This is a genomic window from Rugosimonospora africana (assembly GCF_016862975.1).
Classification (GTDB): Bacteria; Actinomycetota; Actinomycetes; order Mycobacteriales; family Micromonosporaceae; genus Rugosimonospora; species Rugosimonospora africana.
Genome location: NZ_BONZ01000027.1, coordinates 1 through 20,941 on the forward strand (window position 1 = coordinate 1; position 20,941 = coordinate 20,941).

17 protein-coding genes and 1 pseudogene are annotated in these 20,941 nt (G+C 72.3%); 12 read left to right on the forward strand and 6 right to left on the reverse strand.

Annotated features, from left to right (window positions below):
• Both Raf01_RS13615 and Raf01_RS13620 read right to left on the reverse strand, forming a co-directional pair.
• Window positions 1–973, reverse strand: a 973-nt coding sequence (locus Raf01_RS13615) for a glycogen debranching N-terminal domain-containing protein (RefSeq protein WP_275412982.1), incomplete at its 3' end; no start/stop codon positions are given.
• A complete protein-coding gene (locus tag Raf01_RS13620; protein WP_203918213.1) occupies window positions 970–1,407 on the reverse strand; it encodes an SCP2 sterol-binding domain-containing protein in 438 nt (145 codons plus the stop codon). The genes Raf01_RS13615 and Raf01_RS13620, both read right to left, overlap by 4 nt.
• A 358-nt stretch (window positions 1,408–1,765) precedes the next feature.
• Here Raf01_RS13620 and Raf01_RS13625 point away from each other — a divergent pair, with 358 nt between their 5' ends.
• The 6 genes and pseudogenes from Raf01_RS13625 (at window position 1,766) to Raf01_RS13645 (ending at window position 10,207) form a co-directional block, all read left to right on the forward strand.
• Window positions 1,766–4,456: an NEW3 domain-containing protein gene (locus Raf01_RS13625; protein WP_203918214.1), complete on the forward strand. Its 2,691-nt coding sequence runs from the start codon at window positions 1,766–1,768 to the stop codon at window positions 4,454–4,456.
• 206 nt (window positions 4,457–4,662) lie between these two features.
• Window positions 4,663–5,691 (forward strand): extracellular catalytic domain type 2 short-chain-length polyhydroxyalkanoate depolymerase, encoded by a 1,029-nt coding sequence (locus Raf01_RS13630; RefSeq protein WP_203918215.1) that lies wholly within the window; start codon window positions 4,663–4,665, stop codon window positions 5,689–5,691.
• A 229-nt stretch (window positions 5,692–5,920) separates the two neighbouring features.
• Window positions 5,921–6,265 (forward strand): PASTA domain-containing protein, encoded by a 345-nt coding sequence (locus Raf01_RS13635; RefSeq protein ID WP_203918216.1) that lies wholly within the window; start codon window positions 5,921–5,923, stop codon window positions 6,263–6,265.
• A gap of 40 nt (window positions 6,266–6,305) precedes the next feature.
• Window positions 6,306–6,926 (forward strand): annotated as a pseudogene (locus tag Raf01_RS49515) (phosphoribosyltransferase); the annotation flags it as partial.
• Window positions 6,927–7,049: 123 nt separating this feature from the next.
• Window positions 7,050–7,628: a dienelactone hydrolase family protein gene (locus tag Raf01_RS49520; protein ID WP_373319527.1), complete on the forward strand. Its 579-nt coding sequence runs from the start codon at window positions 7,050–7,052 to the stop codon at window positions 7,626–7,628.
• Window positions 7,629–7,852: 224 nt separating this feature from the next.
• Window positions 7,853–10,207: a heavy metal translocating P-type ATPase gene (locus Raf01_RS13645; RefSeq protein WP_239133585.1), complete on the forward strand. Its 2,355-nt coding sequence runs from the start codon at window positions 7,853–7,855 to the stop codon at window positions 10,205–10,207.
• Between the two features lie 167 nt (window positions 10,208–10,374).
• Here Raf01_RS13645 and Raf01_RS13650 read toward each other — a convergent pair whose 3' ends face one another.
• Complete coding sequence (locus Raf01_RS13650) at window positions 10,375–11,634, reverse strand: extracellular catalytic domain type 1 short-chain-length polyhydroxyalkanoate depolymerase (protein ID WP_203918218.1); 1,260 nt, start codon at window positions 11,632–11,634, stop codon at window positions 10,375–10,377.
• Window positions 11,635–11,922: 288 nt separating this feature from the next.
• On the opposite strand from Raf01_RS13650, the gene Raf01_RS13655 reads away from it, so the two are divergent.
• From Raf01_RS13655 to Raf01_RS13680, 6 genes are all read left to right on the forward strand, one after another.
• Window positions 11,923–12,783 carry an alpha/beta hydrolase gene (locus tag Raf01_RS13655; protein ID WP_239133586.1) on the forward strand — a complete coding sequence of 287 codons (861 nt, stop codon included), beginning with the start codon at window positions 11,923–11,925 and terminating at the stop codon, window positions 12,781–12,783.
• Between the two features lie 111 nt (window positions 12,784–12,894).
• The gene (locus Raf01_RS13660) at window positions 12,895–14,115 is read left to right on the forward strand and encodes a substrate-binding domain-containing protein (RefSeq protein ID WP_203918219.1); all 1,221 of its coding nucleotides are present in this window, start codon (window positions 12,895–12,897) and stop codon (window positions 14,113–14,115) included.
• A gap of 69 nt (window positions 14,116–14,184) precedes the next feature.
• Window positions 14,185–14,925 carry an ABC transporter ATP-binding protein gene (locus Raf01_RS13665; protein WP_203918445.1) on the forward strand — a complete coding sequence of 247 codons (741 nt, stop codon included), beginning with the start codon at window positions 14,185–14,187 and terminating at the stop codon, window positions 14,923–14,925.
• The gene (locus Raf01_RS13670; protein ID WP_203918220.1) at window positions 14,925–15,674 is read left to right on the forward strand and encodes an ABC transporter ATP-binding protein; all 750 of its coding nucleotides are present in this window, start codon (window positions 14,925–14,927) and stop codon (window positions 15,672–15,674) included. The genes Raf01_RS13665 and Raf01_RS13670 overlap by 1 nt, the downstream gene beginning before the upstream one ends.
• Window positions 15,674–16,549 carry a branched-chain amino acid ABC transporter permease gene (locus Raf01_RS13675; protein WP_203918221.1) on the forward strand — a complete coding sequence of 292 codons (876 nt, stop codon included), beginning with the start codon at window positions 15,674–15,676 and terminating at the stop codon, window positions 16,547–16,549. Before Raf01_RS13670 ends, Raf01_RS13675 begins: the two co-directional genes overlap by 1 nt.
• Window positions 16,546–17,730: a branched-chain amino acid ABC transporter permease gene (locus Raf01_RS13680; RefSeq protein WP_373319526.1), complete on the forward strand. Its 1,185-nt coding sequence runs from the start codon at window positions 16,546–16,548 to the stop codon at window positions 17,728–17,730. The genes Raf01_RS13675 and Raf01_RS13680 overlap by 4 nt, the downstream gene beginning before the upstream one ends.
• A gap of 12 nt (window positions 17,731–17,742) precedes the next feature.
• On the opposite strand, the gene Raf01_RS13685 is transcribed toward Raf01_RS13680, so the two are convergent.
• Genes Raf01_RS13685 through Raf01_RS13695 form a run of 3 tightly spaced genes read right to left on the reverse strand, consistent with a single transcriptional unit; the run spans window position 17,743 to window position 20,862 of the window.
• Window positions 17,743–18,141 (reverse strand): PPOX class F420-dependent oxidoreductase, encoded by a 399-nt coding sequence (locus Raf01_RS13685; protein ID WP_203918222.1) that lies wholly within the window; start codon window positions 18,139–18,141, stop codon window positions 17,743–17,745.
• Window positions 18,142–18,189: 48 nt separating this feature from the next.
• Entirely contained in the window at window positions 18,190–18,936 is a 747-nt protein-coding gene (locus tag Raf01_RS13690; RefSeq protein WP_203918223.1) for a leucine-rich repeat domain-containing protein, read from the reverse strand.
• A gap of 24 nt (window positions 18,937–18,960) precedes the next feature.
• Window positions 18,961–20,862: a helix-turn-helix domain-containing protein gene (locus Raf01_RS13695; RefSeq protein ID WP_203918447.1), complete on the reverse strand. Its 1,902-nt coding sequence runs from the start codon at window positions 20,860–20,862 to the stop codon at window positions 18,961–18,963.
• Window positions 20,863–20,941 lie beyond the last annotated feature (79 nt).

The following is a 20,941-nucleotide window of genomic DNA, read 5'->3' on the forward strand; positions in this document are numbered from 1 at the left end:
CCCGCAGGATCTTGCCCGGCTCCTCCTCCCGGAAGTCGTCCAGCGCCACCCCCTGGCCCCAGGCCAGCACGCTGATCGTGGTGCGGGCCAGCTCCGGCGTGTACGGCAGCGACTGGAGGCTGGTGATGATGCTGTCCCTGCCGAAGATGCTCATGAACCAGGGCAGGCCGGCGGCGGGCATGTACCGGTTCGGCCCGGCCAGCGGCGTGAACCGCAGCGCCGCCAGGTCGATCAGGCTGCGCCGGTACGTCGACACCAGCAACTCCCAGTCGCTGTCCAGCCGCGGCGCCTTGTCCAGCCACTCTTCCAGGTCCAGTTGCAGCTCGGCCTTGTCGCGGGGCGGGCCGGTGCGCAGGCTGTCCCGGATGTCGCGCCCGTCGCCGCCGTACACGACCGGGCAGACCCGCAGTTCGGTGGTCCAGCCCTCCTGCGGGCCGATCTCCACCTCCCAGCACAGTCCGTGGTCGTCGATGTCGGCCGGTACCGACGAGGCGATGGTGACCGCCCGGTGCAGCCGCTCGCGGCGGTAGTCGAAGTGCAGCTTCCCGTCCAGCACCTCGATCTCGCGGTCCCGGGGTCGCACCGATCCGCCCTTGACCTCGAACAGGTCGGCGAAGTCGCAGTCGACATCGAGCCGGACGGTGACCCGCGCCGGCTTGCGGTCGTGGTTGAAGACGGTCAGCTTCTCGTCGAGGTTCGCGGTGATGGTCCGCTCCCGGATGATGGAGATGGTCGAGTCGACGTAGTGCGTCGGCGCGCCCGGTACCAGAAAGAAGCGGGTCTCGTAGTACTGGAGGTCGTCGAGCGACAACGCCTGCAGCCGCTGGCCGTCGACGGTCAGCAACCAGGTGGACAGGAACCGGGTGTCGTACGAGAACATCCCGGTCGGGGTGGAGCCGGACGCGATGATGTCGCCGTTGGCGTCGCTGACCACGAACGTATTGCCGTCGAGGACGCGGACCAGTTCGCTCACGGGCGCCGCCCGCTCACCGCGGCACGGTCGCGCCCTTCGCCGCCGTCCGGAGAGGAGGACTCCCGTTCCCGCCGCCCCGCGACCAGATCGCGTGGATCCCGCCCGGACGGCCCGGGCAGCAGCCGCTCCAGGACGAGCAGCATCCGGAACTCGCCGGTGACCGCGATCTCGTTACGCAGGAACGCGCAGAGAGGGCGCATCCGGCCCCGGACGATCGGAACGAGCAGCGCGCGCTCGCCGCTGATGACGGCGTCGACCGAACCCTCGCCGTCCCGGGTCACCCGGATGTTCCCGTTGTCGATGCCCACACGCCACCGCTGTGTCTCGCCGTTCGCCCGCAGTTCGAAGCGCATGGAGCCGGTGAAGCGGGCGAGCAGGGGGACATGACCGGACCGGCCGAGCGCGGCGAAGAAATCGTCGATCGGATCCGGCATGCTGGCGCCCCCTCCCGTGCACGCGCGCCTTTCCGCAGCCTGCCTTGCCGAGGGGTCATCGAGCATCACCCAGAACGGGTGAGGCCACCGCGACGGGTCGAAGCCCGGCCCCTTCTCCGCGTGGCGGAATACCCTGTTTGATTTCTTGATTGTCAGGCAGCCTGCACGTTACGTTGCAGGACATCAACAGATCCGCACATCTCTCAGCGTTTCTCAACAATCCTGTGCGGTCCGCGGCCGGCCGAGTGTGAAGGGGAGTGCTCGCCTCCGCCAAAGGGCGGATCCGGCGGCGCCTCCCGCTTTTTCGTCCAATATCGAACGCCGGGTCGCGCCGCCATGCGGAACGGAGGGTCACCCCATGAGAAGGTTGGCGCGGGGCCTGGCCGCGGCGGTGCTCGCGGTCCCGGTCGCCGTCCTGGCCATCGTCGCGACCGCGCCGGTCGCGAGCGCGCAGGACAACGGGGTCGGGTCGACCCCGGTGCTCGGCTGGAGCAGTTGGAGCTTCATCCGGCACAACCCGACCGCGGCGAACATCGAGGCGCAGGCCGACGCGATGCGCGACAGCGGCCTGGCGAAGGTGGGCTTCCAGTACGTCAACGTCGATGACTTCTGGTACCAGTGCCCGGGCAGCCAGGGGCCGAACGTCGACCAGTACGGCCGCTGGGTCATCGACGCGACCAAGTTCCCGCCCAGCGGATCGACCGATGGCATCAAGGTCGTCGCCGACCACGTGCACGCCGATGGCCTCAGGTTCGGCATCTACGTGACCCCCGGCATCTCCGCCCAGGCGGTCGCGCAGAACACCGCGATCGAGGGCACGAGTTACCACGCCGGTGACATCGCCACCACGGCGGCGGAGAAGAACTACAACTGCAAGGGCATGGTCGGCATCGACTACACCAAGCCCGGCGCGCAGGAGTTCGTGAACTCGTGGGCCAATCAGTTCGCCTCGTGGGGCGTGGACTACGTCAAGATTGACGGAGTCGGCACCAGCGATGTCCCCGACATCCAGGCGTGGTCGGCGGCGCTGCGGCAGACCGGCCGCCCGATCCACCTCGAGTTGTCCAACAGCCTGGCCATCTCCGGCGCCGCGACCTGGAAGCAGTACGCCAACGGTTGGCGCACCGGCGGCGACATCGAGTGTTACAGCTGCGAGTCCGGTGGCAGCAGCTACCCGCTGACCAGCTGGAGCAGCGTCAGCTCCCGGTTCAACCAGGTGGCCAGCTGGCAACCGTACGGCGGCCCGGGCGGGTACAACGACTACGACTCCCTGGAGATCGGCAACGGCGCCGGCGACGGGTTGACCCTCGACGAGCGCAGGACCCAGATGAGCCTGTGGTCGCTGGCCGCCTCGCCGCTGATCCTGGGCACCGACCTGACCGACCTCGACCCGACCGACCTGTCGTTGCTGAAGAACCGCGACGTGCTCGCCGTCGACCAGGACGGCATCGACGCGTCCCGGGTCGTGAACAGCTCGACCCAGCAGGTGTTCGCCAAGACCGAGCGGGACGGCCGGGTCGTCGTCGGACTCTTCAACACCGGCAACGCCACGCAGGTGGTGTCCACCACGGCGACCGCGGTCGGGCTGCCGTCCGCCCCCGGGTACCTGCGGACCGACCTGTGGTCGCACCAGGTGACGGAGAGCGGCCCGACCATCTCCGCCGACGTGCCGGCGCACGGCGTCGTGCTGCTGCGCGTCGCACCCAGCAAGCTGACGTTCCTCGCGCCGCCGGCCACCACGCTCGTCGTCGGCGGGCTGTCCAGCGCCGTCGCCGGGCAGCCGGTGACCGCGACCGAGTCGTTCACGAACGGCGGTGTCCAGCCGGTGCAGCTGGCGAAGCTGGGCCTGGCCGCGCCGGCCGGGTGGACGGTCAGGCCGACCTCGGCCACGTCGTTTGGCAGCGTGGCGGCCGGGGCCACGGTACAGGCGACGTTCGAGCTGGTCGCGCCGCCGCCGGCCACGTTGTTCCAGACCGACACGGTCACCGGTACCGCCGACTACCGGTGGCACCTGCTGATCCCGCAGAAGGTCAGCGCGACCGCGACGGTCACCACCGGATCCTCGGTGTCGGCGCCGTACCGCACGTTCTCCTCGGCGACCGACGCGCCGGCCTCGTTCGCCCAGGGCGGCGACCAGTTCGGCATCTCCGGCGCCGGCGCCGACCTGTACTCCAGCAGCGACAGCTACAGCACCACGTACCTGGCCGGCGCGGTGGGCACCACGGCCACCGTCGAGACCCAGGTGGCCTCGCAGCAGAACCTCAGCGGGTACGGCAAGGCCGGCATCCTGGTGCGCGACGACATGACCGCGTCCGGAACCGGCCCGGAGGGCGTGATCCTGTTCGAGTCCCCGTCCGGCGGCATCCAGCTGGAGTGGAACAACAACGGCGGTACGCACATCAACGCGGTGACGCCGCCCAACGGCACCATCGCCGACCGGGTGCCGGTGTGGCTCAAGCTGGTCCGCGACGGGGCGGCCTACACCGGGTACTACTCGACGGACGGCAGCACCTGGGCCACGGTGGGCACCGCGACCGTGCCGGGCCAGGCGGACACCCAGGACGCCGGCATGTTCGTCACCGCGCACGCCACCGGCAACCCGGCCCAGGCGGTGTTCCACACGTTCACCGTCAAGGACACGGCGGACGGTCCCGGGCCGGTCTCGTACGAGGCCGAGGCGGCCACCAACACCCTGGCCGGCGGTGCCAAGGTGAGCAACTGCACCGCCTGCTCGGGCGGCCAGAAGGTCGGCTTCATCGGCAACGGCGGCACGCTGACCTTTACCGGCGTGACCGTGCCGGTGGCCGGCGAGTACCGGGTGACGATCGCGTACCTCGACGGCTCGACTCCGCCGCGCCAGGTGATGGTCAGCGCGGACGGCGGGACGCCGCAGACGCTGACCGACACCACCACCGGCGACTTCAACACGCTGGGCACGATGACGGTGTCGCTGCCACTCTCGGCCGGCACCAACACTATCGAGTTCGCCAATCCGGGCGCCTACGGGCCGGATATCGACCGCATCGTGGTCGCCGACACGCCCGGCTGAGCCGGAACGCCGGCGGCACGACCCGGCTCGGCGGGATTGCCGGCCGCACGCCCGGCTGCGTGGGATTGCCGGCCGCACGCCCGGCTGGGTGGCGCCGCCCAGCCGGGCCGGGACGGGCGCGTGGGGCCGGCCGCCATATCGACGCATGCAAAGGTGTGGTGGCCGGCCGTCGCCCGGCGCGGGCGGCCGTCCCTAGCGTGGCGCACATGAAGCCACTCCCACGCATCGGCGCCGCCACCGTCACGGCGCTGCTCGTCCTGCTCGGCCTGGCCGCACCGGCCCCGGCCGCCGGTCCGTCGGCCGTCCCACCCGTGGACGGAACGCTGCGGGCTTACCACATCTCCGGGGTGTACGTCAGCGGAGTCTCCTCCGGCGGGTACATGGCCACCCAGCTCCAGGTGGCGTACTCCAGCCGGATCCGCGGTGCGGCCATCTTCGCCGCCGGCCCGTACTACTGCGCGCAGAACAATGCCAGCCAGGCGGTCTACGGCTGCGGGCAGAACCTCTGGCCGGACTACCTGCCCACGCTGGAGGCCGACGCCTCGCTGTGGTCCGGGTACCGGTGGATCGACCCGATCGGGAACCTGTCCGGCCAGCCGGTGTACGTGTACCACGGCACCGCCGACTCCACCGTCGCCGGCAGCCTCACCAGCGACCTGGCCAGCTTCTACCGGCACTTCGGCGCGAGCGTGCAGTACGTGACCGGGCCGGCCGGCCACTCCTGGGTCACCCCGTACGGGCCGCTCGGCTGCACCGCCACCGCCTCGCCGTACCTGGACAACTGCGGTACAGACGTGGAGAACGCGTTCCTGGGCAAGCTGTTCGGCGGGGTCACCGCGCCGAACACCGGAGCGCTGTCCGGTACCCTGACCCGGTTCAACCAGAGCGGCTACGCGGTCGGCGGCAATCCGGCCGGGCTGTCCATGGGCAGCAAGGGTTTCGTCTACGTGCCGGCCTCCTGCGCGGCGGGCGCGACCTGCAAGCTGATGGTCGCGCTGCACGGCTGCTCCCAGGGGTACGACGCGGTCGGCACCGCCTTCGTGGACGACGCCAACCTCAACCAGTACGCAGACACCAACGCGATGATCGTCCTGTACCCGCAGGCGACCGCGAGCGCTGTCAACCCGTACGGCTGCTGGGACTGGTGGGGCTACCTCGGCGCGACCAACTACCCGATCCACGGCGGTGCTCAGGTCGAGACCATCATGAACGAGGTGCGGTCGCTGGGCGGTTGAGCGTCGGTTGAGCGGCCACGTTTCCCGTGTCGCTTCCCGGACCGATCGCGTGCGGCCATGCCGCATGTCCCGCGGTGTCCGGCTTTCGGCCGGCGGACATCGCGGAAACGGCCCGCGATAAGGGGATTCCCGGCTGGATCCGGGACGCGGGCGGCGCCCCGACTGCCATCATGAGGGCGTCGCCCGCGCTGGCGACCGGCCGGCGCGGAACACAGAAGGTTGAAGCACCATGCCGCGATTCGTGCCGCGACTGCCCGTCCTCGTCGTCTCGGCCGCCCTGGCCGTGGCCGGCGTCGCGGGCTGCGTCGGCTCGGCAGAGCAGCACGACCCGCCCGCGCGGCCGTCCCCGACCCCGACCCGCACGGCGATACCCAACGTGGTCGGGCAGAACGCGTCCACCGCACTGGACACGCTGCGAGGGTTGGGGTTCCACAACATCGACCTGAATACCGTCGACGGCCACATCGTGGTCCTGATCCCTGAGCACTGGACCGTGGCGCGTCAGACGCCGCCGGCCGGGCAGATGCGGCAGCACGGCTCGAAGATCGTGCTCGGCTGCGTCAAGAATCCCTGACCCGGCCGCGGGTCGCACAGTCGTGAAACGAGGTGAGGCGATGACGTTCGCCGATCGGGAGGATGCCGGCGCGCAGCTGGCACAGCGACTGGAGGACCTGCGCGGCCACGACGTGGTGGTCCTCGGGCTCACCCGTGGCGGCGTGCCGGTCGCGGCGAAGGTGGCCGACGCGCTGGACGCGTCGCTGGACATCCTGGTGGTACGCAAGCTAGGTGCCCCCGGCCAACCCGAACTGGCGATGGGCGCGATCGGCGAGGACGGCGTACGCGTGGTGGAGGACGACGTGCTCAGCCGCCTCGCGCCGAGCGCCGGTGAGCTGGCCGAGGTGGAGCAGGCCGAACGGGCCGAACTCGACCGGCAGCGGGCGCGGCTGCGCGAGGGGCGGCCGGGAGTGCGGTTGACCGGCCGTACCGCTGTGGTCATCGACGACGGTGTGGCCACCGGGTCCAGCGCCCGGGCGGCGTGCCAGGTGGCCCGGGTCCGCGGCGCGGCGCGGGTGGTTCTGGCCGTACCGGTGGTCGCCACCGACGTCCTGCCGGTGCTGCGGCACGCCGCCGACGAGGTGGTGTACGTGACCGCGTCCGACCGGTTCGCCGCGATCAGCGCCTGGTACGACGACTTCGAGCAGGTCGGCGACGACCGGGTGACGGACCTGCTCAGCCGGCGGGACGATCGTGCGCTGGCCGGCAAGGATGCCGCGGCCGGATCGATGACCGGTACCCGCGCCGCGATGGACGCCGAGGTCACCGTGACCACCGGCACCGTGGCGCTGCCCGGGCACCTGATGGTGCCGGCCGGTGCCACCGGCGTCGTGGTGTTCGCGCACGGCAGCGGCAGCAGCCGGGCCAGCCCGCGCAACACGTTCGTGGCGAGGCTGCTGAATGACGCGGGCCTCGGCACCCTGCTGCTCGACCTGCTCACCGAGGGGGAGGAGGCCGACCGGGCCAACGTGTTCGACATCGACCTGCTCGCCGAGCGGCTGGGCGGGGCGATCGAGTGGCTGCGCGGCGAACCGGCCGGCGGCGACGCGGTGATCGGCCTGTTCGGCGCGAGTACCGGCGCGGCCGCGGCGCTGTCCGCGGCGGCGCGACCGGGCGCCCGCGTCGCGGCGGTGGTGTCCCGGGGCGGCCGGCCCGACCTGGCCGGCCCGCGCCTGGCCGAGGTGCAGGCGCCGACACTGCTCATCGTCGGCGGGCTGGACACCGAGGTGATCGAGCTCAACCGGCAGGCGCAGGCCCAACTGCGCGGCCCCAACCGGCTCGACGTGGTGCCGGAGGCCACCCATCTCTTTGAGGAACCCGGTGCGCTGGAGCGGGTCGCCGAACTGGCCCGCGACTGGTTCGCCGAGTACCTGCGCCGGTAGTCGTGGCGACCGGCGCACCAGCGAGTCCGACAAAGCACAGGCAACGACGACGGCGCGCGGCCGGGCGGGCACACCGCCCGCGCCGCCGGGGCACGGTGGGCTCCGGCGACGCGCGCACCAGGCCGCCGGCGCGGCCAGGCGTGAACCGAGGGGGCGGTGTCATGAACCGAGGAAGCGGTGTGGTGAGAAGCGGCGTGATGCGAAACAGCGTGATGAGAAGCGGCGTGATCCGAAGCATTGCCGATGAGTCCCGGTGGCACGGGCTGTGGTGGGAGTGGGCCCTGCTGACCGGAATCATCGCGGCCACCATCGCGGGGGCCGGGTTCCGGCTCGCCGGCCGCTTCGGCTCGGCCGACATCGCGTGGATCGTGGCCACCGCGGGCGGGCTGCTGCCCGCGATCGCGTGGATGGCCGTGTCGCTGATGCGGCGCAGGATCGGGGTCGACGTGATCGCCGTACTGGCGCTGGCCGGCACGCTGGGCGTCGCCCAGTACGGCGCCGGCGCGCTGGTCGCGCTGCTGCTGGTACTGGGCGCGGCACTGGAGTCGTACGCGCGCGGCTGGGCGTCGCGCGACCTGCGGGCACTGGTCGACCAGGCGCCCAGCTTCGCGCGCCGGCACGACGGCCAGGGCGAGGAGGAGATGGTCGAGCTGGACGCCGTGCGCCCGGACGACCGCCTCGTCGTGTACCACCGCGACGTCGTGCCGGTGGACGGCTTCGCCGAGGAGACGGCGGTACTCGACGAGTTCGCGGTCACCGGCGAGCGGGAGCCGATCGAACGGGCTCCCGGGGAGCGGGTGGCCAGTGGCGCGATCAACGTCGGGCCGGCGTTCAGCATGCGGGCCACGTCCACCGCCGCCCAGAGCACCTACGCGAGCATCGTGCGGCTGGCCCGGCAGGCGACCAGCCGGCGCGCGCCGATGGTCCGGCTGGCCGACCGGTACGCCATCGTGTTCGTGCCGTTCACGCTCCTGCTGGCCGGGCTCGCCTGGGCGATCGGCGGCGCGTTCACCCGCGCCGTGGCGGTACTCGTGGTGGCGACCCCCGGGCCGCTGCTGCTCGCCGCGCCGATCGCCATCGTCTGCGGGCTGTCCCGGTCGGCGCACCGCGGCCTTGTGGTGCGCGACGGCGCCGTGCTGGAGCGGTTGGGGCGGGCCGGCACGGTATTCATCGACAAGCGCGGCACGCTGAGCCTCGGCCGGCCGAAGGCCACGGAGATGGTCAGCGCTCCGGACGCCGACCTGGAGGAGACCCTGCGGCTGGCCGCCTCGGTCGAGCAGTTCTCCCACCACCCGCTCGCCGGGGCTGTAGTGGCCGAGGCGGCCCGGCGCGGGCTCGAGCTGGCCGCACCGGAGGACGTCCGCGAGGACAACGGCCGCGGCATCAGCGGCCGGGTCGACGGCCGGTCGGTGTGGGTCGGGCAGTTGGACGGTGACCTGGCCCCGTGGGCGGAGCAGGAGCGCAACCGCGCCGAGCTGGACGGCGCGGCGGTGGTCTGGGTGAGCGTGGACGACAAGCCCTCCGGCGCCCTGCTGATCCAGGATCCGGTGCGTTCGGACGCCCGGCGCAACGTGCGCCGGCTGCGGGAGTCGGGCCTGACCCGGCTGGTCATGGTCACCGGGGACCGGCCGCAGGTCGCCGGTGAGATGGGCCGGATGGTCGGCGTCGACGACGTCGTCGCGGGCGCCGACGTCGAGCAGAAGGTCGACCGGGTACGGGCCGAGTCGCAGCGCGCGGTGACCGTGATGGTCGGCGACGGGGTACAGGACGGGCCGGCCCTGTCCGCCGCACACGTCGGTGTCGCGCTGGGCGCGACCGGGGCGAGCGCGTCCGCCGAGGCGGCCGACGCGGTGCTGACCGTGGACCGGCTCGACCGGCTGGGCGACGCGGTCGAACTGGCCCGGTACAGCCGGCGGATCGGGTTTCGTACCGCGGCGGCCGGGATGGTGCTCGTGCTCACCGCCATGGCGATCGCGATGACCGGGCTGCTGGTACCGGTGGCCGGCGCGCTGGTGCGGGAGGGCATCGAGGTACTGGTCATCGGCGGCGCGCTGGCCGCGTTGATCGGGGGAGTGCGCCGGCGGCGGTTGCCGACCAGCACCGACGAGCTGATCGACCAGTTCACCGTCGAGCACGAGAAGCTGCGCGACGCGCTGATCCGGTTGCGCAGCACCGCCGACCTGGTCGCCATGGAGCACGACGGGGCGATGTGCGTGGACGCGCTGCGCGACGCGTACCAGCGGCTCAGCCGCCAGATCATCAGCCACGACGAGGCCGAGGAGCAGCGGTTGTACCCGCAACTGGCCGGCCAGGTGGGGCCGGAGACGACCGCGACGATGAGCCGCGCACACACCGAGATCCGGCGGTTGGTCGACCGGGTGGACGGGCACCTGTGCCTGACGTCGGACTCCCGGCTGGAGGCCGAGCAGGTACCCGACCTGCTGGCCACCCTGTACGGCCTGGACGCCATCCTGCGCCTGCACTTCGCCGAGGAGGAGGAGAACCTGTTCGCGCTCACCTCGGCCAGCAACCCGATCGAGACGGACCAGGACCAGCTGGCTAGATCGGCAGTCCATTAGGCGGTCCCGGCTGATCAGGGCGGCGGTGCCGGTCTTGCTCGCCGCTGCCCTGATCGCGGTCACCTAGCGGGCCGCCGCACGCCGGTCGTCACCGGTCGGCACTGCGCGTCGGGTCGGCACTGTCGGTCGCGTCAACACTGTCGGTCGCATCAACACTGGCCGTCGGGTCAGCACTGGCCGTCGGCCAGGACGTAGTAGTTCGATCCGGTCTGGCGCAGGGTGTGGGTGGTGAACACGTTCCACAGCCCCATCGCCTGGTTGGAGCCGTTGGCGTAGACGTACCCGCCGGACTGGTGTGCGCGGCCGGCCGCCGTCTGGTTGTAGTTGTTGTCGGTGAAGCACGGGCCGTTCGCCGTCTGGGTCGGCGTCGGGGTCGGGCTCGCCGGCGCCGACGGCGTCGGGCTCGCGCTCGTCGGGGGCGTGGTCGGGCTCGACGAGCCGCCGGCCAGTCCCCAGAACTGGGCGATGTAGTACGACGAGCAGAGCGACTTGAGGTAGTACGTGCCGGTGGCGCCGCACTGGTCGACGCCGCTGCCCGGGTTCACCGGCGTACCGTGGCCGATGCCCTGCACGGCGTACAGCTGCACGGCCGGCTTGCCGGACGAGTCGTTGTAGTTCTGCAGGGTGGTGCTGCCCGGCAGGGTGGTGGTGGAGCTGGGCGTCTGGGAGATGCCCCAGACATTGGTCCACTGGTCCCGCGACTCGGTCGCGTTCGCCGGGTTCACGATGGCGTCGGAGGTGCCGTACCAGACGGCGACCCGGGGCCACGGCCCGGAGTAGCCGGGGTCCGCCCCGCGTACCAGGTCGCCCCACTGCGCCGGGGTCTTGCTCGTCGCGCTGTACTCACAGGTCAGGCCGCTGGTCAGGTCGGTGGCGCAGGCGTACGGGATGCCGCCGATGATGGCGCCTCCGGCGAACACGTCGGGGTAGTCGGCCAGCATGACGGCCGTCATCGCACCGCCCGCCGACAGCCCGGTCACGTACACCCGGTGGGCGTCGGAGCCGTAGTGGGCGACCGCGTAGTCCACCATCTGCTTGATGGACAGCGCCTCGCCCTGCCCGCGCTTGTAGTCACCGGTCTGGAACCAGTTGAAGCAGGACGTGGAGTTGTTCGCCGAACTCTGTTGCGGGAACACCAGGGCGAAGTGGTACAGGTCCGCGTATTTCGGCCAGCCGGCGTTGGTGTAGTAGTCGGACGCGCTCTGGGTGCAGCCGTGCAGCGCGACCACCAGCGGAGCGCCGGACGGCAGGCCGGTGGGGACGTAGCTGTACATGCCGAGCGCGCCCGGGTTCGACCCGAACCCGGTGACCTGGGTGAGTGTGGCCGCGGCCTGGGCCGGCGCCGCGACCAGCGGGACGGTGGCGGCGACCGCCAGCGTGCCGGCGCACGCCAGGGCCGCGACGAACAGGCGGTGTTGTCTGCGCATGGTGCCTCCCTGGGACGGGACGTGGTGGCAGCCACGGATGGGTGAGTCGCAGGCTAGTCACGGCATCGATGGCGGGTAATGGTTGCCGGCCACACAACCCGGGGCCCGGCGGTGTCGTCGGCCCCGGGTCGGGAGGCAATGTGGGCCCACCCCATATCCCGCCGTCGCCATGTGGCGGCGGTACCCGTGGTCCGGTCGGTACCGGGGGCATAGCCTACGGCCGGCGGATCCTGGGCACTCGCCAAGGGTGTGATGGCGGCTGCGGTCATGCGTTCGGAGGGGCATGTGATGGACATCGAGGAACTTGAGGTACCGGTTCCCGGCGGCCACCTGGCGACCTGCCGCTTCCCGGGCGCCGGCCGGACCGTGCTCGCGGTACACGGGATCACCGCCAACGCGCTGGCCTGGAGCCAGGTCGCGCGTACGCTGGCCGGCCGGGTGTCGCTGGTCGCCCCCGACCTGCGCGGCCGAGCCGACAGCCGGGACCTGCCCGGCCCGTACGGGCTCGCCGCGCACGCCGACGACCTGGTCGCGGTACTGGACTTCCTCGGCGTCGACCGGGCACCGGTGGTCGGCCACTCGATGGGCGGCTTCGTGGCCGCGCTCGCCGCGCTGCGCCATCCGGACCGAGTGGAGAGTGTGCTGCTGGTGGACGGCGGGGTGGCGCTGCGGGTACCGGAGGGCGACGACATCGACGCCATCCTCGACGCGGTCATCGGCCCGGCCCTGCGGCGGCTGTCCATGGACTTCGCCAGCACCGGCGACTACCTCGACTTCTGGCGGCGGCATCCGGCGATCGGCCCGTGGTGGCGTCCCGACATCGAGCCGTACCTGCTGCGCGACCTGATCGGCGAGCCGCCCCGGCTGCGCTCCTCGTGCGTCCTGCCGGCGATCCGCGCGGACGCGACGGACACCCTGCTGGACCGCGACACGATCGACGCGGTGCACAAGGTCTCCTGCCCGGTGACCCTGCTGTACGCGCAGCGCGGCATGCTCAACGAGGACCAGGGCCTGTACGACGAGCGGCGGCTCGACGAGACCGGGGTGGATCGCGGCCGGGTGGACGTCCACCACGTACCCGACGTCAACCACTACACGATCCTGCTCGAACCGGCCGGCGCGCAGGCCGTCGCGGCACACATCCCGTAGGCCGCACCCACCTCGGACCCGCCACTTGTGGATGTCGCACACATGGTTGCCGACCAACCACCGCCCTAACGTGTGCTGGACAACATCGGCGTGTGAGGTGGGAGGCGTCTCATGGGTGCGGTACGGACATCCCGGCGCCGGCTGCTCGCCGGCTCGGTGGCTGCTGCCGCGGCGGTACTCGCGGTAGCCGCCTGTGGAAGCCCGAAACAGGCGGCGAGCGGCGGTTCCACCGCCGGGTCGAGCGCCCCGGTGAACATCGGCATCGTCTACTCGCAGACTGGCGCACTCGCCAGCTACGGGCAGGAATACGTGGACGGCTTCAAGGCCGGCCTGGCATACGCGACACAGGGCACCAACAAGATAGGCGACCGGCCGCTGAACGTGACCTACTCCGACGACGCCGGGGACCCGGCGAAGGCGGTGTCGGCGGCGAAGGACCTGATCGGCAAGGGCTACAAGATTCTGGCCGGCTCGACGGCCTCCGGCGTGGCACTGCAGGTGGCCCCGCTGGCGGCACAGAACAAGGTGCTGTTCATCTCCGGGCCGGCCGCCACCGACGCGGTCACCGGAGTCAACAAGTACACGTTCCGCTCCGGCCGCCAGTCCTACCAGGACGTGCTGACCGCGCAGTCGTTCATCGGCGACGCCGCCACCGGTAAGAAGGTGCTGGTGTTCGCGCAGGACTCGGCGTTCGGCAAGTCCAATGTGGACGCCGTCAAGGCGGTCATGGGCAAGGCCGGCGCGACCGTCACCAGCATCGCGGTGCCGGCCAACGCGACCGACTTCACCCCGTTCGCCAGCCAGGCCAAGTCCGCGAAGCCGGACCTGTTGTTCGTCGCGTGGGCCGGCACCACGGCCAGCGCGATGTGGCAGGCACTGGACCAGCAGGGCGTACTGGCCAGCACGACGGTGGTGACCGGGCTCGACATCCGGGCGTCGTGGCCGACGTTCGGGGCGGCGGGCGCGAAGATCAACTTCCTGGCGCACTACTTCGACGGGGCCACGGACAACGCCGCGGAGAAGGCGCTCAAGCAGGCGGTACCGGGCGGCACGGTGGACCTGTTCGACCCGGACGGATTCTCGGCGGCCCAGATGATCGTGCACGCGGTCCAGGCCGGCGGGGACGACGTTGACGCGATGGTCAAGGCGCTGGAGGGGTACAGCTTCGACTCGGTGAAGGGCAAGCTGACCGTCCGGGCCGACGACCACGCGCTGCTCCAGCCGATGTTCCAGGCCAAGCTCAGCGGCTCCGGTTCCAGCATGACCGCGACCCTGGTCAAGGCGATCGACCCGAACGACACGGCGCCGCCAGCCGTGGCGATGAAGGGCTGAGTCGTGGCGGTCGGCGCCGTGGCCGCCGCCGGCGGTGCGGGCGGGAGCGCGAACGGCGCTCCCGCCGCACTGGCCATCGAGGGCCTGTCGTGGCGGGTGGGCGGACTGTCCATCGTGGACGGAGTGTCCTTGTCGGTCGCCCGGGGCGAGTTCGTGGCGGTCATCGGGCCCAACGGCGCCGGCAAGACCTCGCTGTTCAATCTCGTGTCCGGGCTGCGCCGGGCCACCGGCGGCCGGGTGCGGCTCGGCGGCACTGACGTCACCCGGCTGCCGGTACACCGCCGGGCCAGGCTCGGCCTCGGCCGCACCTTCCAGTCGTCGTCCGTCTTTGGCTCGCTGTCCGTCGCGGAGAACGTCCGGCTGGCGGTACAGGCACACCGGGGTGGCTCGATGCGGGCCTGGCCGCGCCCGGCCGCCGACCGTGCTGTGGCCGGGGTCGCCGACGAGATCCTCGCCCAGGTCCTGCTCGCGGCGCGTCGCGGTGACCCGGCGGGCACGCTGGCCCACGGCGAGAAACGCAAGCTGGAAATCGCTCTCCTGCTCGCCGGCGAGCCGACCGTCCTGCTGCTCGACGAGCCGATGGCCGGCGTGTCCGCCGCGGACGTGCCGGCCCTCGTCGAGGTGATCCGGTCCCTGACCGCCACGCGCGGGCGCAGCGTGCTGATGGTGGAGCACCACATGGACGTCGTGCTCGACCTGGCCGACCGGGTGGCCGTGATGCACCACGGCGCGCTGCTGATCTGCGACACCCCGGCCGCCGTGATGGCGGACCCGACGGTCCAGGAGGCGTACCTGGGGGAGGAGCTGTGATGCTCGACGTGCGCGACCTGTCCGCGTGGATCGGCGGCTCGCACATCCTTCAGGGCGTCACCTTCGGGGTCGAAGGCACCGGGGTCACCGCGTTGCTCGGCCGCAACGGCGTGGGCAAGACCAGTACGCTGCGCGCCATCCTCGGCGAGCTGCCGGCCACCGGTTCGGTCACCGTCGACGGAGAGCCGGTGCTGGGCCGGCCCACCCACCGGCTGGTCCGCGCCGGCCTCGGGTACGTGCCGGAGGACCGGTGCGTCTTCGCCGGCCTGTCCGTCGCGGAGAACCTGCGGCTGGCCTGCCGGGTACCGGATCCGGACTACGACACCGTCTACTCGCTGTTTCCCGAACTGCGCACCCGGGCCCGGCAGCGGGCCGGCACGCTGTCCGGCGGGCAGCAGCAGATGGTGGCGATCGGCCGCCTGCTGCTCAACCCGAACCGGCTGCTGCTGATCGACGAGCCGACCAAGGGCCTGGCGCCGAAGGTGGTCGCGGAGGTGACCGCGGTGCTGGCCCAGGTGGCCCAGCGGGTACCGATCCTGCTCGTCGAGCAGAACCTCGCCGTGGTGCGGCGGCTGGCCGGTACCGCCGTGGTGCTGGCCGCCGGCCGGGTCGCCTGGCAGGGGGAGGCCGCCGACCTGCTCGGCGACGCCGACCGCACCCGCTCCCTCCTCGGTGTTGGGTCGACTGGTCTGGGTCGCGGCGCGGCATCAGACGCGCCGAGCCAGAGTAGTCGCAGAGGGGACCACTGATGGGTACCGTCGTGCTGCTTGCCCTGACCGGCCTCGGCCTGGGCGCGCTCTACTTCCTCATCGCGTCCGGCCTCTCGCTGGTCTTCGGCCTCGCCGACGTGCTCAACTTCGCGCACGGGTTGTTCCTCTCGGTCGGCGCCTACGCCACCTGGTGGGCCGGTGGGCGGCTGTCCGGGCCGTGGGGTTTCCCGGTCGCGGTATTGTTCGGCGTCGCCTGCGGCGCCGCCGTCGGCGGCCTGGTCGAGCTGGTGCTGATCCGCCCGTTGTACCGGCGCCCGACCGAACAGGTACTCGTCACCGTCGGGCTGTCGCTGGCCGGCGTCGCCCTGCTCCAGGCGGGATGGGGTGCGGATCCGCGCCGGTACCCGAGTCCACAGTGGACACAGAAGGTGACCCGGGTGCTCGGCGCCGACGTACCCAACGACCGGCTGCTGCTGATCGGCGTCGCGGTCGTCGTGCTCGCCGGGCTGCTCGCGTTCCTCCGGTTCACCCGGTACGGCCTGGTGATCCGCGCCGGCGTCGAGAACCGGGCCATGGTCAGCGCGCTGGGCATCGACGTCCGCCGCGCGTTCACCCTGGTGTTCGCGATCGGCGGGGCGCTGGCCGGGCTGGCCGGCGCGCTGGGCGGCGTCTACTTCGGCTCGGTGTCCCCGGGTCAGGGCGCCTCGCTGCTCATCTTCGCGTTCATCGTGGTGGTCATCGGCGGGATGGGTTCGGTGACCGGGTCGGCCTACGCGGCGGTCGCGGTCGGGCTGCTTCAGCAGTTCGTCAACTACTACGGCACCGCCGGGGCCGGGGACATCTGCGTGGTCGCGCTGCTCGCGGTCGTGCTGCTGGTCCGTCCCGCCGGCATCGCGGGGAGGGCAGCCACGTGAGCCAGAGTTCGAGTCCCGCCGCACCGCCCGTTCCCGAGACGGCCGCCCCACCGCCCGCCGCCGGTACTCCATACGCGTCCCCGGCCCGCCCGCCGCTGCGCCGGCTGGCCCGGGCCGTGCTGCCGCTGGTCGTCCTCGTCGTGGCGGCGGTGCTCCCGTGGTCCACAGTGGACATTCCCGGAGTCTTCGACGGCCCGCTCAACTCGCCGGGCACGCTCCAGCTGCTGGCCCTGTGCCTGGTGTTCGGCGGGCTGGCCGCCGGGTACGACCTGTTGTTCGGCCGGGCCGGGCTGCTCTCCTTCGGGCACGCGCTCTACCTGGCCGTCGGGGCGTACGGCGTCGACATCCTGGTGACCCACGCGCACTGGCCGCTGTGGGCCGCGGTGCCGGCGGCCGCCCTGGGCGGTGCCGCGCTGGCCGCGCTGCTTGGCTCGGTGGCCCTGCGCACCACCGGCATCGCCTTCGCCATGGTGACGCTGGCCTTCGCGCAGGTCGGTTCGATCCTGACCCAGCGCGATCCGGGCGGGCTGACCGGCGGCGAGGAGGGCCTGCCGATGGACGGTTCCCGGCTGCCCGGGTTCCTGGTCGGCGTGGCCAACACAGTCAACCTGTACTGGCTCGCGCTGGCGTTCCTGGCCGTGGTCGCGTTCGTCGTGCACCGGGTGGACCGCGGGCCCTACGGCCGGGTACTGGCCGGCCTGCGCGACGACGAACGGAGGGTGGCCGTGCTCGGGCTGTCGCCGTACCGGTTCAAGCTCGTCACGTTCACGCTGTCCGGTGGGCTCGCCGCGCTCGGCGGGGTGGTGTACGCCCTCGTGGTCGGCGGTGCCTCGCCGGCACTGGCCGCCTCCGACCTGACGCTGTCGCTGCTGGTGATGGCGGTACTGGGCGGCCCCGGCACCCGGTGGGGTCCGGTCATCGGCGGCATCCTCTACACCTATCTGGACCAGCGCCTCACGTCGCTCGGCGGTACCAGCGCGATCCGGCACCTGCCCGGCGTGCTGCGCGCGCCGCTGTCCCAGCCGCTGTTCGTGCTGGGCGCGGTGTTCATCCTCGCGGTGTACTTCGCCCCGGGTGGCCTGGCTGGGCTCGGCCGGCGCGGCGCGGCACTGACCCGGGCGCTCGGGCGCCGGCCGGTGCCGGACCGCGCCACCGGCACGACGGACGCGACGGGGCGGTGACGCCTCCGGGTGCTACCCGGCGGTCACCGTGCGCCGCCCGGCCTCCGGGTCGACGCCGAAGCTGAGGACGCGGCGCGGGTGGATCCGGATGATCGGGCCGCCCATCGGGGACGCGGAGTCGGTCGGCTCGGCGACCGTCTCGGCCTCGCCACGGATTTCCAGGCAGCGCACGGTCCACGGGTCGAGGGTGACGTCGTCGACGACGAAGGCGACCGCGGAGCCGGCCGCGACGTTGCGGAATTTCTGGCTCGCCGCCATGTTGTGCCCGCCGATGTCGATGGTCTGCAATTCTTCGTTGTAGCCGAAGCCGACCGGGTTGTTCTGCACCGTGCCGTTCGGCTGCACGGTCGCCAGCCTGCCGAGGCGCTGCTCGCGCAGGTAGGCCACTTCCCGCTCGGTGAAGACTGTCACTGTCGGCTCCGTTCGTTGTGGTTGACGGGACGGGATGCTGGGCGTGCCTCACCAGTCCGCGGGCGGCTGCGCGATGTCCGGGCCGCCCGTGTGCGGCGTGGGGACGTAACCGGCGCGCGGCTGCGGCAGCGCGGCCACGCAGTCCGCGGAGCACGCGTTCACCAGTAACGGGAGCACGTCGGTCCCCACGTAACGGGAGATCCATGCCTGGTGCGGTTCGCGGTCCACCGGCCCGTCGCAGACGCTGCAGGTGCGGACCGTGTCCGCGCCCCACCCGCCCGGGTCGAGCGCCATCAGGCCGGCCTGCCCGACGCCGGCAACCGGCCGCAGCCGCGGGAACGGCGGCCGCAGCTTGTAGTTGCCGTACAGGGTGCGGGTGCTCACCTTGCTGTCGCGGAGCCGGGCACACCGGGTCAGCTCATACGGGTACCAGTGCAGCCGGTACGACATGTAGAGGTCGAACGTTTCGAGGCTGGTCATCGCTCCGATCTCGGGTGGGATGCGGACCAGGTTCGTGACGCCCAGGCTCAGGTGGGTGACCGAGGTCAGTTTCGCGATGGAGCGCGGCAACGTGACGATCGACCGGGACTCCGCGGCGCTCAGCTCGCGGAAGGGAGCGAAGGTCGTCCGTCCGTCGTCGGCCGCCTCATCGATCAGCGCCAGCAGGTGCCGCCAGCCGGCCGCCCCGGTGTCCTGACGGTCCGGGTGGAACGAGACGATCTCCGGTTGGGTCTGCGGCGACCGACCGATGCATTCGCACCTATCGACGTACGGTGTGGTCTCGCCCGCCCCCATGGAGCACAGCCTATGCGACGCGCGTCAGGCCGGTTCGTCCGCCGGTCCGCGCAACCGGTGCAGCCGCAGGGCGAGCTGGACCTCCAGGGCACGCTCCGGACGCTGCCAGTCGCTGCCCAGCAACGCCCCGATCCGGTCCAGCCGCTGGGTGACCGTGTTGACGTGCACGTGCAGCGTCTCCGCCGCCCGGGCCGAGCTGCACCCCGCGCCGAAGTACGCCTCCAGCGTCTTGACCAGCCCGGTACCCCGCCTCGTGTCGTAGTCCACGACGGCGCCGACCGTACTGGTGATGAAACCCGCGACGTCCCGGTCCTGGCCGAGCAGCAGCCCGACGAAGCCCAACTCGGCGGTGCTCGCCCCGTCGCCCACCCGGCCCAGGGCGACCAGTGCGGTCGCCGCCCGGTCGGCGTCCCGGAACGCGCTGGCCACCCCGTCCGGGCCGACCGCCGGCCCCGCACCACCGGCGGTGACCGCGGCGCCGAGGATCCGCCCGAGGTCGCGGGCGACCTCCCGGGCCACCGGCCCGGCATCCGGAGCGGGCAGCATCAGCACCACCCGCCCGCGCTGGAGCGCGGCCAGCCCGCCGTGCGCCGCGGCGTAGCTCACCGCCCAGGAGAAGGAGCGCTGACGGTGGGCCGGGTTGACGGCCTCGCCGACGGCGACGACCACGTGCGGGGCGTCCAGGTCCACGCCCAACCGGCGGGCCCGGGAGCGCAGCGCGTCGGGATCGCCGATCGGCCGGCTGATCAGGTCGTCGAGCAGTTCGCCGCGGACCCGGCCCTCGGCTTCCGCGACGGTACGGCGGAACAGCAGCACCAGCGCGGTCACCTGGGCGGCCCGTTCCAGGATCTGCTGGTCCGCGTCGACCAGCGGGTGCTCCGGGCGCAGGATCAGCGCGCCCAGGTTCTCCGCGCCCGCCACCACGGCGGCGACCCACACGTCGCCGCGCCGTACGCTGCGGCCTTCGGCCCGGGACGCGGCCACCGCCTCGGCGACCTGGTCCAACTCCGGCCCGGCGTCCCCGCCGGCGACGGCCAGCCGCCGCTCGTCGGCGTCGAGGACCACCAGGGCGCCGTCCAGCACCTCGGTGACCGCGGTGGCGACGTCCTCCACGCCACCGCCGCGCAGCACCACGCTGGTCATCCGGTCGTGCGCGGCGGCGGCCCGCTCCACCGAGGCGCTGTGCGCCTGGATCACCGCGTTCGCCGCGGACAGTTCGTCGAGCGCGACCTGCGTCTCGGCCAGTAGCCGGGCAGTGTCGATGGCGACCGCGGCGTGCGCGGCCAGCGAGATCAGCAGCGACACCTCCTCGCGGGCGAACGGCCGCTCGGACCGGTTCGCCGCGAACAGCACGCCGATCACGTGGGAGCCCAGCCGCAGGGGTACGCCGAGGATCGCGACCAGGCCCTCCTCGCCGACACCGGCATCGATCTCACTGGTGTGCCGGAACCGCTCGTCCTGGCTGTAGTTCGCGGTCACGTACGGCGTGGCGGTCTGGGTGACCAGGCCGCCGAGGCCGACCCCCATTCCCAGCCGCAGCCGCTGGAACCGGGCGGAGATGGAACCGTCGGTGACCCGCATGTACGTGTCGCCGCGCTCCCGGTCGGTCAGCGTCATGTACGCCACGTCGGCACCCAGCAGCGTGCGGGCCCGGTGCACGATCGCGTTCAGCACCGCGTCCAGGTCCCGCAGGCCGGCCAGGTCGCTCGCGGTGTCGTACAGCCCGGACAGTTCCTCCTCCCGGCGGCGGCGGCGCTCCAGCAGCGCCCGTACCCGCAGAGCCTGGAGTTTGACGTCCTCCAGTTCGGCGAGGGCACCGGCCGGCGTACCGGCGGCCCGCGCCGCCACCAGCGGCCCCTCGAACTCGACCGCGGCCGCCTCGCGGGCGAGGAGCTCGAGAAACACGCCGGTCGACATGCGCGCCATTATGCGGCGGCCGGCCTCGCCCGGGTTCTGGGTGGGCCGGTCCCGGCCGCCTGCCGCGACGGGCCGGCCTGCCGCGACG